This is a genomic window from Paenibacillus sp. 1001270B_150601_E10, from assembly GCF_015558675.1.
Classification (GTDB): Bacteria; Bacillota; Bacilli; order Paenibacillales; family Paenibacillaceae; genus Paenibacillus_B.
Genome location: NZ_JADMOL010000003.1, coordinates 402,947 through 419,337, shown reverse-complemented (window position 1 = coordinate 419,337; position 16,391 = coordinate 402,947). Strand labels below are relative to the sequence as shown.

General features: G+C 47.8%; 15 protein-coding genes. 8 read left to right on the top strand and 7 right to left on the bottom strand.

Annotated features, from left to right (window positions below; all coding sequences use genetic code 11):
* Window positions 1-125 precede the first annotated feature (125 nt).
* Window positions 126-1,052, bottom strand: coding sequence for a phosphate/phosphite/phosphonate ABC transporter substrate-binding protein (locus I2H74_RS10465; RefSeq protein WP_420707439.1), 927 nt, complete (start codon window positions 1,050-1,052; stop codon window positions 126-128).
* A gap of 254 nt (window positions 1,053-1,306) precedes the next feature.
* Entirely contained in the window at window positions 1,307-1,600 is a 294-nt protein-coding gene (locus I2H74_RS10460) for a hypothetical protein (RefSeq protein WP_195573889.1), read from the bottom strand.
* Window positions 1,601-1,875: 275 nt separating this feature from the next.
* Here I2H74_RS10460 and I2H74_RS10455 point away from each other — a divergent pair, with 275 nt between their 5' ends.
* The gene (locus tag I2H74_RS10455) at window positions 1,876-3,513 is read left to right on the top strand and encodes a bifunctional metallophosphatase/5'-nucleotidase (protein WP_195573888.1); all 1,638 of its coding nucleotides are present in this window, start codon (window positions 1,876-1,878) and stop codon (window positions 3,511-3,513) included.
* Between the two features lie 145 nt (window positions 3,514-3,658).
* Here I2H74_RS10455 and I2H74_RS10450 read toward each other — a convergent pair whose 3' ends face one another.
* The 3 genes from I2H74_RS10450 to I2H74_RS10440 are packed head-to-tail and all read right to left on the bottom strand — an operon-like array spanning window position 3,659 to window position 5,495.
* Window positions 3,659-4,273 (bottom strand): ABC-2 transporter permease, encoded by a 615-nt coding sequence (locus I2H74_RS10450; RefSeq protein WP_195573887.1) that lies wholly within the window; start codon window positions 4,271-4,273, stop codon window positions 3,659-3,661.
* Window positions 4,270-5,118, bottom strand: a complete 849-nt coding sequence (locus tag I2H74_RS10445) for an ABC transporter ATP-binding protein (protein WP_195573886.1) — start codon at window positions 5,116-5,118, stop codon at window positions 4,270-4,272. The genes I2H74_RS10450 and I2H74_RS10445 overlap by 4 nt, the downstream gene beginning before the upstream one ends.
* Before the next feature lie 2 nt (window positions 5,119-5,120).
* On the bottom strand, window positions 5,121-5,495 hold the full coding sequence (locus I2H74_RS10440; RefSeq protein WP_195573885.1) for a GntR family transcriptional regulator: 375 nt from the start codon (window positions 5,493-5,495) through the stop codon (window positions 5,121-5,123).
* Window positions 5,496-5,741: 246 nt separating this feature from the next.
* Here I2H74_RS10440 and I2H74_RS10435 point away from each other — a divergent pair, with 246 nt between their 5' ends.
* Genes I2H74_RS10435 through I2H74_RS10420 form a run of 4 tightly spaced genes read left to right on the top strand, consistent with a single transcriptional unit; the run spans window position 5,742 to window position 8,909 of the window.
* A complete protein-coding gene (locus I2H74_RS10435; RefSeq protein WP_195573884.1) occupies window positions 5,742-6,365 on the top strand; it encodes a TetR/AcrR family transcriptional regulator in 624 nt (207 codons plus the stop codon).
* A gap of 37 nt (window positions 6,366-6,402) precedes the next feature.
* On the top strand, window positions 6,403-7,287 hold the full coding sequence (locus tag I2H74_RS10430; protein WP_195573883.1) for an ABC transporter ATP-binding protein: 885 nt from the start codon (window positions 6,403-6,405) through the stop codon (window positions 7,285-7,287).
* Window positions 7,288-7,293: 6 nt separating this feature from the next.
* Complete coding sequence (locus I2H74_RS10425; RefSeq protein ID WP_195573882.1) at window positions 7,294-8,091, top strand: ABC transporter permease subunit; 798 nt, start codon at window positions 7,294-7,296, stop codon at window positions 8,089-8,091.
* A gap of 14 nt (window positions 8,092-8,105) precedes the next feature.
* Window positions 8,106-8,909 carry an ABC transporter permease subunit gene (locus tag I2H74_RS10420; protein WP_195573881.1) on the top strand — a complete coding sequence of 268 codons (804 nt, stop codon included), beginning with the start codon at window positions 8,106-8,108 and terminating at the stop codon, window positions 8,907-8,909.
* Between the two features lie 164 nt (window positions 8,910-9,073).
* On the opposite strand, the gene I2H74_RS10415 is transcribed toward I2H74_RS10420, so the two are convergent.
* Window positions 9,074-9,571 (bottom strand): ferritin-like domain-containing protein, encoded by a 498-nt coding sequence (locus tag I2H74_RS10415; RefSeq protein ID WP_195573880.1) that lies wholly within the window; start codon window positions 9,569-9,571, stop codon window positions 9,074-9,076.
* Window positions 9,572-9,731: 160 nt separating this feature from the next.
* Window positions 9,732-10,109 carry a VOC family protein gene (locus I2H74_RS10410; RefSeq protein WP_195573879.1) on the bottom strand — a complete coding sequence of 126 codons (378 nt, stop codon included), beginning with the start codon at window positions 10,107-10,109 and terminating at the stop codon, window positions 9,732-9,734.
* A 116-nt stretch (window positions 10,110-10,225) separates the two neighbouring features.
* Here I2H74_RS10410 and I2H74_RS10405 point away from each other — a divergent pair, with 116 nt between their 5' ends.
* The 3 genes from I2H74_RS10405 (at window position 10,226) to allC (ending at window position 16,369) form a co-directional block, all read left to right on the top strand.
* On the top strand, window positions 10,226-12,550 hold the full coding sequence (locus tag I2H74_RS10405; protein WP_195574073.1) for a helicase C-terminal domain-containing protein: 2,325 nt from the start codon (window positions 10,226-10,228) through the stop codon (window positions 12,548-12,550).
* Window positions 12,551-12,995: 445 nt separating this feature from the next.
* The gene (locus I2H74_RS10400; RefSeq protein ID WP_229106546.1) at window positions 12,996-14,678 is read left to right on the top strand and encodes a PucR family transcriptional regulator; all 1,683 of its coding nucleotides are present in this window, start codon (window positions 12,996-12,998) and stop codon (window positions 14,676-14,678) included.
* Between the two features lie 458 nt (window positions 14,679-15,136).
* On the top strand, window positions 15,137-16,369 hold the full coding sequence (gene allC, locus I2H74_RS10395; RefSeq protein WP_195574071.1) for an allantoate deiminase: 1,233 nt from the start codon (window positions 15,137-15,139) through the stop codon (window positions 16,367-16,369).
* The last annotated feature ends 22 nt before the right edge of the window (window positions 16,370-16,391 follow it).

The window sequence follows — 16,391 nt, the reverse complement described above, 5'->3', positions numbered from 1 at the left end:
TGATCAGTCCTTTATCAATAAGGTAGACATAAGCAGAACCAGCCGAAGCACATCCGTACTTCAACTGGTTCCGCTGCGGTTTATATGCGAAAAGAGGGGGATATGCGAATTTGCAAGCTAAAGCGCTATTCAGCCTTTACTTTCTCACCGTATTCACGCACGATTTCAAATACGCTGTCTTGGGACTTTACATATCCCTCATGGGAGTAAATTTCGCGAATAATGCCGCGGCCTTCCTCATCTTTGCCGATCTCGATAAATGCATTTTGCAGCTTTTCGCTCCATTCCGGATTCATATCGGAACGGACGGTAATCGTATCATTCGGAATATTCTCGGTGAAAGTCAGGACACGAGTGTCCTCGAATACCGTTGGATAGTCCTTTTTCACGACATTACGCGCATCCTGGAAGATTGCGGCAGCGTCCACGTCGCCGTTCAATACGGCAAGTACCCCTTGATCATGGCCTTTTACCGTAATAGGCTGCACATCCTTAAGCGGGTCAAGTCCTTCTTCCATCAGCTTGCCTGCTGGCCAGACAAAGCCGGCAGAGGATGTCACATTTTGATAAGCGATCTTTGCACCTTTAAGGTCCTTCACGCTTTGAATCTTCGAATCTTTCTTCACGATGATCATCGATTTGTAGAAATCGACAAGCTCCTCTGTTGGAGCGCCCGTCTCATCTTCAACGCCGTAGCGCTGCGCTTGCAGGATGACTTCAGCAGCGCCTTTGTCCTTCGCCAGCACATAGGCGGTCGGAGGGAGGAAGCCTACATCTACTTTTTTCGATGCCATGGCTTCGATAATCGTATTGTAATCCGTCGAGATGCTTACTTTTACAGGGATGCCTAAGCGGTCGGAAAGCAGCTTCTCAAGCGGCTTCGCCTTCGCCTCGAGCGTATCTGCATTTTGAGAAGGAACGAATTGAACGGTTAAGGTCTCAGGGACATAGCCTTCTTGCTTAGGTGCGGAGCTATTCGCTTGTTCTGGTTGGTTGGAGGCTTGGTCATTCGTACTGCTCGAAGCATTGCTGCCGCATGCGCTAATGAACATAAGAGACAGCAATAGAGGAATGATGATCTTAGCTACGTTTTTCAAAAGAATACCCTCCATAGTAGGAATAGTTTTGCTGGTGCTTGTTCTACTATAAAGGGATAGGATTATCGGGCCGTAAAGCGGATGCGAAGAATTTGTAAAAATTAGGGAGATTCATCCTTGGTTGTTCGAACGGCTCTCCTTGATATAGGTGGTTTTAGAGGAAAGGCTAAGCATTATTGGCTCAATAGGAGGAGGTGGCTTATGGTTTCCTATTTTCCATCTGTATGGTCTATCCGTTGGCGAAGCTCTGCGAGTTCCTTTCGCAGCTGCAGTGTCTCCTCTTGTACAAGGCGGAACATGCGGAGGTTCAAGACGCCGATGACGATCAATGTAAGGCCGCTAAGCGGGAAGGAAATTCTCATCACTGTCCATGTCCAGTAGACATGCTCAGGCGTCGTAGATTCGACTGATCTAGGGATGGTATACCAGAGACCAAGTAGCAAGAGCAGGACGCCTGCTGCGATAATCACATAGGATATTTGTTTTAATCGGGTATGAAACAATAGAATCACCTCCATGAAATGAGACTTGCCTGTCAAGAACGTTTATCTTGCCACATATGAATCTATGCATACGTTAGGTCGAACATATCATGCTTACTCGTGATAACCTTAACCTCTAATTACGGCTGCTCTTCTTTGAAGGTCCTTCACTTCAAAAAATTTTTTTTCACAAAATCAAGGATGTGCGTTAACAATTCAAACGTACACTAGATGTAGAAGCCATCGAGCTTATCGAAGCCATCGTCCATCCTACATATACAGAAGAGGTGAGTTTATTGACGGAGCAAGCCATTCAACGCTGTACCATTCTCGTAACCAGTGACATCCATGGGTATATAAGCTCAATCAGCTATCGGACCCAAGAGGATATCCCTACAGGCCTTGCAAGGCTCGCAACTCGGATAAAGGCGGAGCGCACAGAAGACCCGGATTTGATTCTAATTGATAACGGCGACCTCATTCAAGGAACGCCATTGACCTACTTTGCAGCCAATATAAAGCCGAATGAGCCGAATCCAGCGATCGCAGCTTTGTCTTCATTAGGCTATGATGCCGCTGTCATTGGCAATCATGAATTCAACTATGGCCGCGCCTATTTGCAGCAGGTGACAGGAGAAGGATCTTTCCCGTGGCTATCAGCTGGGATTGTTGAAAGAAAGACCAAACAACCATATTTTGGAACCCCATATATCATTAAACGGCATGGAGAGGTTAAAGTTGCGATACTGGGTGTTACGACGCATTACATCCCGAATTGGGAGCACCCTGATCATATAGAAGGCCTAGTCTTTCACGATGCGTTGGAGACCGTGAAGACTTGGGTGCCGCGGATTCGAGCTAAGGAGCAGCCAGATCTTATGGTTGTCGCCTATCATGGCGGGTTCGAACGGGATGTCAGGAGCGGCGAATGGACGGAACGATATACGGGAGAGAACCAAGGCTACGCGATGTGTATAGAGGTTGAAGGGATCGACATGCTCATCACCGGGCATCAGCATCGGAAGCTGACAGGAGAGATCAATGGGGTAACCGTGATTCAACCAGGCTGCAATGGACAGGTGCTGGGCAAGCTGGAGGCCGTCTTTGAACGCCAAGAAGGACGTTTTCTCTTAAAGGAGAAGAGCGTCGAGCTGATAGCTTGCAATGAGTCTTATGCGAAGGATGCTGAGGTGCTGGAGGCCATCCGACAACGTGAAGCCGAGACACAAGCATGGCTCGATGAAAAGCTCGGTGCAGTGGTTGGCCAGATGAAGATTGAGAGCCCGCATGCGTTGAGACTAAAGGACCATCCCTTTATCGAGTTCGTGAACAAGGTGCAGATGGAGGCGACGGGTGCGGATATTTCCAACACAGCGCTGCTCAGTGAGGATACGCATGGATTCGAGAGTACGATTACGATGCGCGACATTCTAACAAACTTTATTTATCCTAATACACTTACGGTGCTTCGTGTATCAGGCGCAGATATTCGCAAAGCGCTGGAGCAGAGTGCTTCCTACTTTACGATGCAGGCGGATGGGACGATAGGCGTGAGCCGTTCCTTCATCGAGCCGAAGGCTCAGCATTATAACTATGACATGTGGGAAGGCATTGAGTATGAGCTTGATGTATCTAGGAAGGTAGGAGAGCGTGTTGTGAAGCTTACTCGACATGGTGCTCCGATTGAGCCTGACCAAGAATACGAGGTCGCCATGAACAATTATCGTGCAGGAGGCGGCGGAGAGTACGAGATGTATCGCGGCAAGCCGGTCGTTCGGGAAGTGACGATTGATATGTCGGAACTGATCGCAGGCTATATTCGTGAAAAAGGAATGATTGAAGCGTCCTGCAACGGCAATTGGAGAGTCTTTGCGTCTACGCAGCCCCTAACAGCGGGTGAATCAGACGACAGCAATGCCCGTCTCTCTTCATAAGCACTCCTTAGGGACAGCCGGATGTTCAGCGCATAAAGAAAAACAGACCTTTACACGCTTAACCTTTTCGTAGGTACCATGTAAGGGTCTGTCTCTTTTTGTCCAAAGGCGTCTATTTCCTGAGAAATAGTTGTGCCTTAAAAGTCTAGGCTATTTCCTTCTTCTCCATGATTCGTATGGACAGAAACATAGAGAAGATGAAGATCAATAGAATGGCAATGGCGATCGAGCCCACTAACGTATAAAGGGAAGACTCGCCAAGGTTAAAGGATATGCCTCGATCATTGCTTAAAATAAACGTTCCAATTCCGACGACGCTGAACACGATGAGGATCAGAAAGAGACGCGCTTTTTCCGTCCCGAGCTTAAAGCACAGCGGCAGCAGCAGCGAGATCAGCAGCATGCCAGCGAGCAAGCTGCCTCCGAGAGCGGCAAAGTTGGTGGAAGCATCCCCTTTTCGGATCAGGAACATAAATATGGCGCTTAGGATGGTCGCTAGTACGAGAACGATAAGACTGAGTACATATTTGCTTGTAACAAGGTCTCTTCGGGATATAGGCATGGTTAACGCGTACTTGTCCCAATTGGCCTTTTCATCGAACGCTATAGCGTTGACGGGGAGAACGATGCCCAGGATAACAATTAGGAAGCCTGAGTTCCCATTGCTAAACGTAAGGAAAGCACCAAGAAAGACGACAAGCAGCAGGAAGGTTGATTGCATCTTGATCGTAAATAAGTCCTTAAACAGTAGTCCTTTCATCGTCCGTTCTCCTTTGCAAAAAAGATCATAATATCCTCGATGGTTGCTCGCTCCACCGTCCAGGCTCCCGGAAGAGAACTTCGTTCTACGAGTGCTTCCGCACCAAATTGATGCTGTCTTACTCCTTGAATGAGCGAGGGGTCGATTCGAGCAAGATCCTCCTTCGTGCATTTCAGAACGCCATACCGATCAAGCAGCATGTCCTTCTCTTCGCTAAACAGCAGTTTCCCCTGATGCATGAACGCGATATAGTCCGATACCTTCTCAAGATCGCTCAAGATATGGGAGGACATCAGGATGGAGTGTGACTCATCCTTCATAAAGTCCAAAAAGACATCCAGCATTTCGTCTCGAACAATAGGGTCCAATCCGCTCGTCGCCTCATCGAGAATAAGCAGCTTGGAATCATGGGAGAGGGCTGCTGCAATGGACAGCTTCATCTTCATCCCGCGTGAAAGCTCTTTGACTTTTTTGTCTGCAGGGACATGAAAGCGTTTGATATAGGCATGGAATTGATCTTCGTTCCACGTCTGAAATATATTTTTCAAGATCCGATTAATATGATTCGGGGTCAAGGTGTCTGGAAATGTACATTCTTCCAGCACGACACCGATATGCTCTTTCATGGGCTTGGTTAAGGCCCGGTTATCTTGGCCTAGTACGCGTATATCGCCTTTATTGCGAGAAATGAGATCCAAGATGAGCTTGATTGTCGTACTCTTGCCTGCACCGTTCTCGCCAATAAGTCCCATGATGGTTCCGGTGGGGAGCGTTAGGCTAAGATTGTCCAGCTTGAAGCCGGGATATTGCATGTCTACGCCTGTCATTGTAATTGCATGTTCCATCGCTATTCTCCTTTGTAGATCAAAGTAAGCAGCTCAATCAATTCCTCCAAAGGCACGTTACTCATGGTTGCTTTATCGACAATCTCCTGCATATGCCATTCGATCTGCTTCAAGTTCTCTTCTCGAATGAACGCCAAGTTCTTATGAGCAACAAAGCTGCCCTTTCCAACAATCGATTCGATAAATCCATCTCGCTCAAGGTCTTCATAGGCTCGCTTGGTTGTGATCACACTAATACGAAGCTCCTTGGCTAATAATCGCATGGAAGGCAAGGGATCGCCTTCGTTCAGCTCACCCGTCATAATCATATTTTTGATCTGAGAGGTGATCTGCTGATAGATCGGCTGCCCGTTGGCATTGCTAATGATGATGTTCACGTGAAATTCACCCTAACAAAATAATGTATATATATAATATACACAATATAATGACTGTTGAAAAGATAGACCTCATAAAAAATAATAAAAGGCACAGAGCAATAAGCCTCCATCTTAGTCATTCTTCACGAATAGCAGCAAAAAAGAGGTCTCAAAAATAAGTTCTGCGCTATATTGACCAGTGTGGTCAACAGGAATATACTGTGATTGACCGAAGTGGTCAACAGCATGCTGGGGGTTTTTGAAATGACAGAAAAGTTCTTCAATCTAGAGGAAGAGAAACAGGATCGCATCATCAACGCAGCAATGAAAGAATTCTCTAATCGAGGCTATGCGCAGGCTTCCACGAATGAGATTGTGAAGCAGGCGGGCATATCGAAGGGGTTGATTTTTCACTATTTTCAGAACAAGCAAGGACTGTTCTTATTCTTATATGATTACGCCATGGAGAAGATGATGAGCGAGATCGGCAGCAGAATGGATTGGGAAGAACGCGACATATTCCAAATGTATCGCCAGGTCATTGAAGTAAAGTTGAGACTGTGCCGCGTTTACCCGGATATGTTCAATTTTCTTAGAGCTGCTTATGTGGACGAAGCGAGTGAGGCAGCTTCCATTCTGGAGGAGCGTAATCATCACTTCATTAAGGAATGGCAGGGGCGCATGTTTGCGAATCTAGACGATTCAAAGTTTAAGGAAGGGATTGATGTTCAGCGTGCCATCCACATTTTGGTCTGGAGCATGGAGGGATATAGTCACAGCCAGTTTGAAAAGATCAAGTCCATGCCATTAGAGGAGATGGATCTTGATGCGATGATGGTCGAAATCGACATCTATTTGGAAATGCTAAAGCAGGCTTTCTATCGTTAGGATTCGTAAGCTGTACCAATGCGGAGGAGGCAGGGACATGAGCATTATCGAGCTTCAGCAATTAACGAAAACATATGGAAACGCGCGCGGCATTACGAACCTTACCTTTAGCGTAGAGGAAGGAGAGATCTTTGGTTTCATTGGCCCGAATGGTGCGGGCAAATCGACGACCATCCGTACGCTGCTCGGGCTGATCTATCCGACAAGCGGAAGTGCAAAGATTTTTGGCAAGGATATTATCCAGCATGGGCAGGAAATAAAGAAGGAGATCGGTTATCTGCCCTCGGAAGTGTTCTACTATGACAATATGAAGGTGAAGGATCTGCTTAAGTATTCGGCCAGCTTCTACAAGAAGGACTGCTCGAAGCGGATGAATGAACTGGCAGCCCGGCTGGAGCTTGATGTGAATAAGAAGATTGACGACTTGTCCTTAGGGAACAAGAAGAAGGTTGGCATCGTCCAAGGCCTGTTGCATGAGCCGAAGCTTATTATTCTTGATGAGCCGACAAGCGGGCTTGATCCTCTGATGCAGCAGCGCTTTTTTGAACTGTTACAGGAGGAGAATCAGAAGGGAGCGACGATTTTGTTTTCCTCCCACATCCTAAGCGAGGTTCAGCGACTATGTGACCGCGTCGCCATTATTAAGGACGGGGAGCTTGTCAGCCTAGAGAAGATGAGCACGCTCAAGGAGAACAATTACAAGCGATTCAAGCTGGAAATGGCTGAGCCAGTGACCGAGTCCTCCTTCGCTGTGGATGGCGTGACGGAGCTTCGCATCAAGGACAAAGAGGTCAGCTTTATGTATAAGGGCAACATCAACGCTATGCTGAGACATATTGCATCAATGGAGATTGCGAATCTATGGATTGAGGAGCCGGACCTTGAGGAGATCTTCATGCACTATTACGAAAAGGAGGAGTAGTGAGACATGAACATTTATCGTCATGAGCTAAAGGCGTATCGGAAGTCTCTCATCAGTTGGATCATTGCTTTGGTCGGCATCAATGTGTTGATGATGGCAATGTTCCCTACCTTTTCGAAGGATGCAGAATCTCTTATTTCCCTATTGTCCAATATGCCGGATGCGCTGCTTGCCGCGATGGGCATTCATATCGACACGATCACCTCGGTGCTTGGCTTCTACGGCTATATATTTGTCTACATCCTGCTTGGCGGTGCCATTCAGGCCATGCTGCTTGGCACCTCGATCTTATCGAAGGAGGTCAGGGAGAAGACGGCGGACTTTCTGCTGACGAAGCCGGTCACGCGCCAAACGATTGTCTCGTCAAAAGTCTGTGCGGCCTTGACTGCTTTATTGATCACCAATGTGATCTATACAGGAGCGGCTTGTGTTACGGCCTCCTTGGTGTCTGAACAAGACTTCAGCATGAAGCTGCTTATTCTTGCAACGCTGCCGCTCTTGTTTGTGCAGCTTATTTTCTTTGCAACGGGACTCTTGGCCTCTGTCCTATGGCCAAAGATGCGTACTGTGCTTCCAGTCTCCTTGGGCGTTGTGTTCGCCTTTTTCCTGATCGGGGCGCTTGGGGCCACAACAGGCGATGATAAGCTGCGGACGCTGACCCCGTTCAAATATTATGATACGACTTATATTGTGGAGCATGCCGGCTATGAAATGGCGTATGTCGTTATCAGTGTCGTATGGTTTGTGCTGGCAATGATTGCAAGCTATATCATCTATATGAAGCGGGATGTTCAAGCGGTATAGAGGAGGGTGAGACCATGAATATGTTTTGGCGGGAAATAAAAGCGCAGCGTAAGTCGCTCCTCATCTGGTGTATCGGCATGATCTTCCTGCTCATTGCCGGGATGAGCAAATATGCGACACTGTCGGTGCCTGGTGAATCACAAGCCTTGAATGAGCTGATGGCTGATATGCCGAAGTCGCTGCAGGCTATTTTTGGCGTAGGCTCTCTTGATCTATCGACCGTCAGCGGGTACTACGGCGTTCTGTTCCTGTATATCGCCATTATGGCGACCATCCATGCGGCCATGCTCGGTGCTACTATGATCGCAAAGGAGGAGCGGGATAAGACGGCCGAATTTCTGCTCGTGAAGCCTATAACCAGAAATCAGATGCTCACCGCGAAGCTCGCTGCTGCTCTTGTTGGTGTGGTGATCTTGAACGCAGCCACCTTGGTTACCTCGCTCATCGTGGTTCAAGGGTATAGTGACGGAGAGAGTATAAGCAAAGATATCCTTCTTTTGATTAGCGGCTTGCTAATCCTTCAGCTGCTTTTTATGCTGCTAGGGAGTGCCGTGGCTTCACTCTTGAAGCTTCCGAAGCGGGCAGCGGGATTGACGTCCGGCATGTTGCTCCTGGCCTTTTTCGTATCGGTTGTGATTGATATCAGCGGCAACTTGGAGGGACTTAAGGTATTAACCCCTTTTAAATACTTTGATGCCAAGAGTGTGCTAGAGGCGGGAAGCCTAAGTGCTGGATATATGCTGCTATCGTTAGCACTTATGGTGCTGGCGCTGGTCGGGACCTACGTTGGGTACAACAAGCGAGATTTGAAGGTGTAGAGCAGGAGGATGAATTTGCATTCCGTTTATTAAGACGGCAGCTATTCTTTCGCATAGGCTGCATGGGGTTAATAAAGGGTAATGGAGAGATGTGCTGGAGGCAACGCCTTACATGGTAGCGGGCTCGCAAGAGCGATGCAGCGGGTAAGTCGAAGCCTCTTCTTTTATTTGTTCAGGGTAAAAAGAAAGTTATACTTGGATGCGTGCTTCAACTCATCCGTTATAATCTCAAACAACATATCCCGATACTTCCCTTCAGGCAAGCACTGCCAAATGACACGGTATCGTTCAACAGCCTTCAGTTCCCCAAACAGCGCCTGTTGAATGCCTTTGATATAGCTCTCTGGCTTAGTGAAGGTCTCTCCATTGGATGGCTGTAGTTCTTGTCCTGTAAAGTCGCGGTATATCTGGCGAAACATTTGATTATGCTTGCGCTCATCGTCTCGAATCGAAGCGATGATGTCTTTCTGCTCCTGTGTTGGGGCAACGGAGATCAGGTATTGGTAGAACAATTCATCCTCCCGTTCACCTTGTACGGCCTCTGCTGTGTGCTGAATGGCGGTTTGCAAGCATGAACTAGCGGGGTCACGATGGGGGATTGGTACGGGGTGACTTGGAACATAAGGCATGTAGAAAGATGGATATCCATATGGGCAATGCATGCTGCTGCTCCTTTCCATGTGAAAGTCATAATGACAATGTATGATGCTATGGTACAGTAGGTGATTGCCCGGATTGAATGGCTTGGTTAGATATAAAAAAAGTACGCCTGGGCAATATTGCATCAAGCGTACTTTGAGCGATGAATGGTAACAGTGGAGCTTAGCCTTGATTCTTGAAGAAATTAAGCACCCAATGGATGTTGTACTTATCTTGAATCTGACCATGCAGGGCGCCGAAGAAGGTATCCTGCAGCTCAACAACCGTAGTGCCTTCCTTCGCCAGCGCTTCATATACGGCGCGAATCTCTTCTTCCTTCGTAAATTGCACCATGACACGAGTAGAATCCCCTACGGTAACTTGGTGGCCGAAAGGATCGGAGAAGTGGAGCGTTCCACCATTGGTTAAGAACAGTTCAGCGTGCAGAACACGTCCTTCATGGGCGTTGAGAATTTTGGTCTTGCCTCCAAAGACCTCGGTGTAAAAATCAAGGGCTCCTTGTACATCTTCAACAATGACATAAGGATACAATTGGTTCATGAAGAATTCCTCCTGCTTTACTCTAATGAACATCTCTTCTATTCATTATGGAACGAAGAAGATATGTTATACTATAAAGAACAAACGTTCCCTAGTAAAGGAGAAACCTTCAAGTGATGAACGAGCCAACCTCTGTCGTGCAGATTGCGGTCAAAGCCCTGGTGCAGCATGTCTTTCTTAGCGGCAGCATTGATACGGGATTCAGTACCGCGAGTCCTTTGATAGAAGGCACGAGGGCGCATCAGAAGCTGCAGCAGCAATACGGTGAGCAGGATGAGAAGGAAGTCTACGTGAGCTGTGAGATTCCGTATGGGGATCTTGTATATAAAATAGATGGTCGCTGCGACGGCGTATTGGTTCAGGAGGAGGGACTTACCATTGATGAGATTAAGTCCACCTCATTGGACCTTGAGCTTTTGACGAAGGAATCGTATCCGGTGTATTGGGCGCAGGCTAGATGCTATGCCTATATCCTGGCCAAGGAGCGGGAACTTGAACGTATTCGCGTTCAGCTTACTTACATTCACACAATATCGGAAGAGACCCGTGTGTTTCAGGAAGAGCAGACGCTGCGTGAGCTGGAGGCCTTTGTCTACGGGGTGGTCGAACAATATGCTCCGTTTGCAGAAATGCTGGTGCAGCAGCGGAAGGAGCGGGATGATAGCATTCAGGCGCTTTCGTTTCCATTCGAGCGATATCGCCCGGGTCAGCGCAAGCTTGCAGGCGCGGTGTACCGAACGATAGATGAAGGTGTTCGCCTCTTCGCAAAGGCGCCGACAGGCATCGGCAAGACGATATCGACGTTGTTCCCTGCAGTGAAAGCGATGGGGCAGGGGATGCTGAAGCGCATCTACTATTTAACCGCGAAGACGATTACCCGTACAACCGCTGAGGAAGCATTTCTCAGGATGGAAGGACGAGGCTTGAAGCTGCATAGCGTAACGTTAACGGCTAAAGAGAAGGTATGCTTTCAAGACAAGATGAGCTGCCGCAAGGATGACTGCCCTTATGCGAATGGCTATTATGACCGCTTGAATGAAGGGCTGCTTGACCTGCTCACGCATGAGACGAGGATCACTCGTCCCGTTATCGAGGCCTATGCTAGAAAGCATACCCTATGCCCGTTCGAATTTGGCTTGGACGCTTCCTATGCTGCGGATGTAGTCATTTGCGATTATAACTATATCTTCGATCCTCGCATTTCCTTAAAGCGTCTGATGGGGGAAGTGCGAAGCCGGACTGCGCTGCTCGTCGATGAGGCGCATAACTTGGTTGATCGTGCGCGGGAGATGTATTCGAGCACGCTTGTAAAGTCTGAGGCGCTTGAGATTCAGAGAGCCTTCAAAGGCGTAGATGATGGCGTCGTCCAAGCGGCTAAGGCGATCAATCAATATTTTATTGATCTTAGAAAGTCAACGGAAGAGAAGGAGTGGGTGCAGCAGGAAGCGCCTGAGGAGTTGCTGGCGCTTGCTGAAGCCTTCTCGCTTCAGGCAGAGCGTTATCTCATGTCGGCTTCAACAAGCTATGAAGGAGATGAACGGCTGCTGGATGTGTATTACCAGGTCCAGAACTTTATCCGTACAGGCAAGCTGTATGGCGAGCAGCATGTGACTTATGTGGAGCAGAGCAGAAGTGAGGTTCGGCTGAAGCTGTTCTGTCTCGATCCTTCTGACATCCTCAGGCAGATGGGCAAGGGCTTTCGCAGCCATATTTACTTTTCTGCGACGTTATCTCCTTTGTCCTATTACCGAGATATGCTGGGAGCTAACGAGGAGGATTATTCTTTATCCGTTCCGACGCCGTTCTATCAGGAGCAGCTTGATGTGGTTGTGCAGCCGCTGTCGACTCGATACCATGACCGGGAGCGCACGCAGGGAACGCTGATTCGGCACCTTACGCAGCTTGTCGAGAATCGCCAAGGCAATTACTTGTTCTTCTTCCCGTCCTACGCCTATATGCAAATGATACAAGAAGCTTTTTGGTCAGAGGCAGAGACAAGCCAGTATGATATCTTGATTCAAGAGAGCGTGATGGATGAGGAGGCGCGCGAGCAGTTTCTTGCTCGATTCGACGCCGACAACAATCGTACGTTGATTGGATTCGCCGTGCTTGGCGGGATCTTTTCAGAAGGAATCGATCTCGTTGGAGATCGACTAACGGGCGTCGTCGTTGTTGGAGTGGGACTGCCGCAGCTAAGCTTTGAACGCAATATTATTCGAGACTACTTCAATCAAACTGGGCGCAATGGCTTTGACTACGCCTATATCTATCCGGGGATGAATAAGGTCCTTCAGGCAGGAGGCCGGCTTATTCGATCGGAGGAGGATGAAGGCGTTCTTGTGCTCGTAGACGACCGATATCTTAGTCCCCAGTATCAACGGCTGCTGCCAGAGGAGTGGGCACATTACCGGGTAACCAGCAACCATGATTCGATGCTTTAGTTGAATCGATACACGTAAAGCCAGGATGAGCATGAACGGAATTCAAGTGACTTTATTTATTCAGATTCCTCCATGCCGTTCACTCTCGTAAGTTGAATGATGCTTTAGCTTTGACACAGATACAGCAGCAAAGAATGTTTAATTGCTGCTGTATCCTTTACTCACCTCATCATGTTCCACCCCCATGCAAGACACGGCCTTTCCGCTGGCAGTAGACTGTCAATTGCTCGCTTCCCTTTTTTATCTCATGATCCTTTCTTCTGCGCATCCTGTTTACTAGCTAAGGCGGTTTGCCTGTCTTTAGTCACCAAATCTTCAAGGAGCTGCCGTTCTAAGAAGATGCATTCTTTTTCGAATTACGTTACTCTTATAGAAACAGCATGCATATTAAGATTGATTGTGGATCTGATGTGGAGAATCTACTTCTACTGTGATGGGAGCTGGAATGATGGAATTCAGAGTCAAGGATTTGTTTCAAATTGATACCCTGCAGCAGGCTTTTGTCGTGAGCGGCAAGCAGGGGCTCGACAATCCCATTCGAGGAGTCACCATTATAGAGGCGCCTGATATCGCAGAATGGATTAGCGGCGGGGAACTGCTGTTAAGCAGCCTGTATCCGCTGCAATCGTATAATGATCAGGAACAGCGGGCGTTTATGAAGCAGCTGTCCGACAAAAATGTAAGCGCTTTAGTCGTTAAGACGGGTCGCTTCGTTCAAGATATCCCACAAGGCATTATCGAGGCATCTGATGAGCACCATCTGCCTGTCATCCAGATACCAAAGCAGGTTCCTTACCGTGAAATTATGTATCCGGTGATGGAATCTTTATTTAACAACCAGGTCACCAAGCTCAAATATTTTAAAGAAGCGCATGATCGATTTATTGCACTTACCCTTTCCAATAAAGGCTCGGAGCAGATTATTCACTCGCTTGCCAAGCTGATTGGGAATCCCGTAACCTTGTATGATCGTAATTTCTTTCCGATGTCTTCGACCGATGCGCAGCTCAATCAGTTTAAGATTCTACAGAAGGAGATCGACGCTTTGCCTATCGATACGGAATTTCCTTGCTATAAACAGCGTGCGAGTTATCCTGATTGGGGAGGCAAGACTTGCAACCAGTACGTCATTCCGATTGAGACTGTCAATCATATTAAGATTCACCTTGTGATTCATGAAACGTATAAGCTTATCGAGGCGCTCGACTTTATTGCCATAGAGAATGCAGCAACCTCCATGTCGCTGGATCTGGTCAAGCAGTATGCAGTGGCAGAGGTAGAAATGAAATATAAGGATGACCTCATTGACGATCTGCTTCACGCAAAGATCGATTCCTTGCAAAGCGTCTATCAGCGTGCGAATCTGATCGGCTGGGACTTGAACAAAACCTATGTTATCGTGCTATTCCGTCTTCAACATTCCGGAAGCAGTGATGAGAATGACATAGATCTGTACGGCCTGCACCACCCTTATCAGCGTATGCTGTATGAGATGATCCAGCAGCGAATTCCAGAGGGGCCAATTCGGATAAGGAGCGATCAGCTTGTCGTTCTGTGGGGAGTTGAGCATGCTCAGGGGGATAAGACCGCCTGCATTCAGAACATTAAGGAGGCGGCTAAGGATATTCAGCAAGCTTTTTACAAGCGTATTCAGCATCTTGATATTCAGGTTGGCATCGGCAATGCTGCGCACGCGATATCAGAGCTGCCAAGAAGCTATAAGGAGGCACAGGATGCTCTGCAGCTTGGCACGACGATAAAGGGAAGATCAGCAGTAGCAGCCTTCTCCGATCTGGGCATCTATCGTCTGCTTTGTCTGATTGAAGATACAGGATCGCTTACGAATTTCATACCGCCTTCCCTAAAAAAATTGATCGATTACAAACAGCCCAATCGGGATGACCTTATTAAGACGCTGCGCGTGTTTTTGCAGCAGCATCAAAATGCAGCCAAGACCGCTGAGGAATTGTACTGTCACTATAAGACGGTGACGTATCGGATGGAGCGGATTAAGGAGATTACAGGTCTTAATCTGGATGATTCAGATGAAATGCTATCGATCCAAGTTGGGCTCAAGATTGTGACGCTGCTTGGAGATGAACCTGCCGAAGCGGCAGTACAAGCGTAATGTGGTGCAGGAAGTTGGTCCGGCCTTACTCTATCTCATCTCTTATACCGTTCATGAGAATGATGACATTCTCGTGAGCGGTTTTTTTGTTTTCATAGAGTGGATCAATACGCTTCATGATGGAACCAACAATCCATTCTATTTGAAAATGAATATAGCCTCGAGATATCAAATTGTTATGGCAATAACATCAACGACTAAAAATAGCCGCTTATCTGTAGATAGATCTCGTTATCTCGTTATTTATGTTATCCGATATGGATAAAAGTTTAGGCTGTTTTTTATCGAGATGCCTCGATGTTTAATTTTTATAAAGCGCTTACAATCGAGGTGTAAACCATAATCAGCCTCGAGAGAAGAGGCAAAGAGCGTATCTTTCGTTACTTCGCTTAGGCTTAGGTAGGCTGTTGAATGGACTTCAAGCTTGCACACATCTTGCAGAAAGGACAGATACGATGATGGATGCGATTCAAACCGATACAATTCGATTGATTGAATGGTTAAGCCAGTTCGGGAATGACCCCAAGGGGGGCGTTTCACGTTTGTTGTATTCCGAAGAATGGGTTGATGCACAACGCGCATTAGAGCAATACATGCAAGAGGAAGGGTTTGCAACTTATTACGATGAGATCGGCAACTTGTATGGAAGGCTCGAGGGCAGCCAGTATCCGGATGAAACCATCATGAGCGGTTCACATGTGGATACCGTACGCAACGGAGGCAAGTACGACGGCCAGTATGGGATTATTGCCGCGATGATAGCCATGAAGGCGCTTAGGCAAGAGCATGGTCAGCCGCTCCGCACCTTGGAGGTCGTATCATTTGCCGAGGAGGAAGGCAGCCGATTCCCTTATACCTTTTGGGGCAGCAAAAATTTGACCGGCATGGCGAAGAAGGAGGACGTGCAGGCGATTCAGGATTTCAATGGCGTGCCTTTCGTAGACGCCATGAAGCAAGCGGGATTCCGCTTCCGTGATGAATCGACAGCACTGCGAAGCGATATTAAAGCTTTTGTCGAGCTTCACATCGAGCAGGGAAGCGTGCTGGAGCATGAGCAGCTATCCGTAGGGGTCGTTCACAGCATCGTTGGACAACGCCGCTTTACGATCGAGATTCATGGCGAGGCCAACCATGCGGGAACAACGCCGATGGGCTATCGCAAGGACGCCGTGCATGCCGCTGGGCGCATGATTCAGCAAATTCTAGATTTGGCGCAAGCCTATGGCGATCCTCTTGTATCCACAGTTGGAAAGATCGATGTGAAGCCGAATGTGGTCAATGTGGTACCGGGGAATGCCTTGTTTACCTTGGATATTCGCCATACCGACAAAAAAGAGCTGATTCGCTTCACGGACGAGGTAACCGAGCTAATGAAGCGTACGGCGGAGTCGCTTGGTGTCGAGATCGTGATCGACATGTGGATGGATGAAGATCCGGTTCCGATGAATGCCGAGATTATTCAAGTCCTGGAGAAGCAATGCAAGGAGCACCATATTCCGTTTAAGCTGATGCATAGCGGCGCAGGCCACGACTCTCAAATCATGGCGAAATTCGTGCCAACCGCCATGCTGTTTGTACCCAGCCGCAAGGGAATCAGTCACAATCCCGAAGAGTATACAAGTCCTAAGCATCTTGCAGACGGTGTTCGTGCTTTAACTTACGCGCTGTATGAGCTGGCTTACCAAGTATAAGGAATCCAACCTGACACAATAG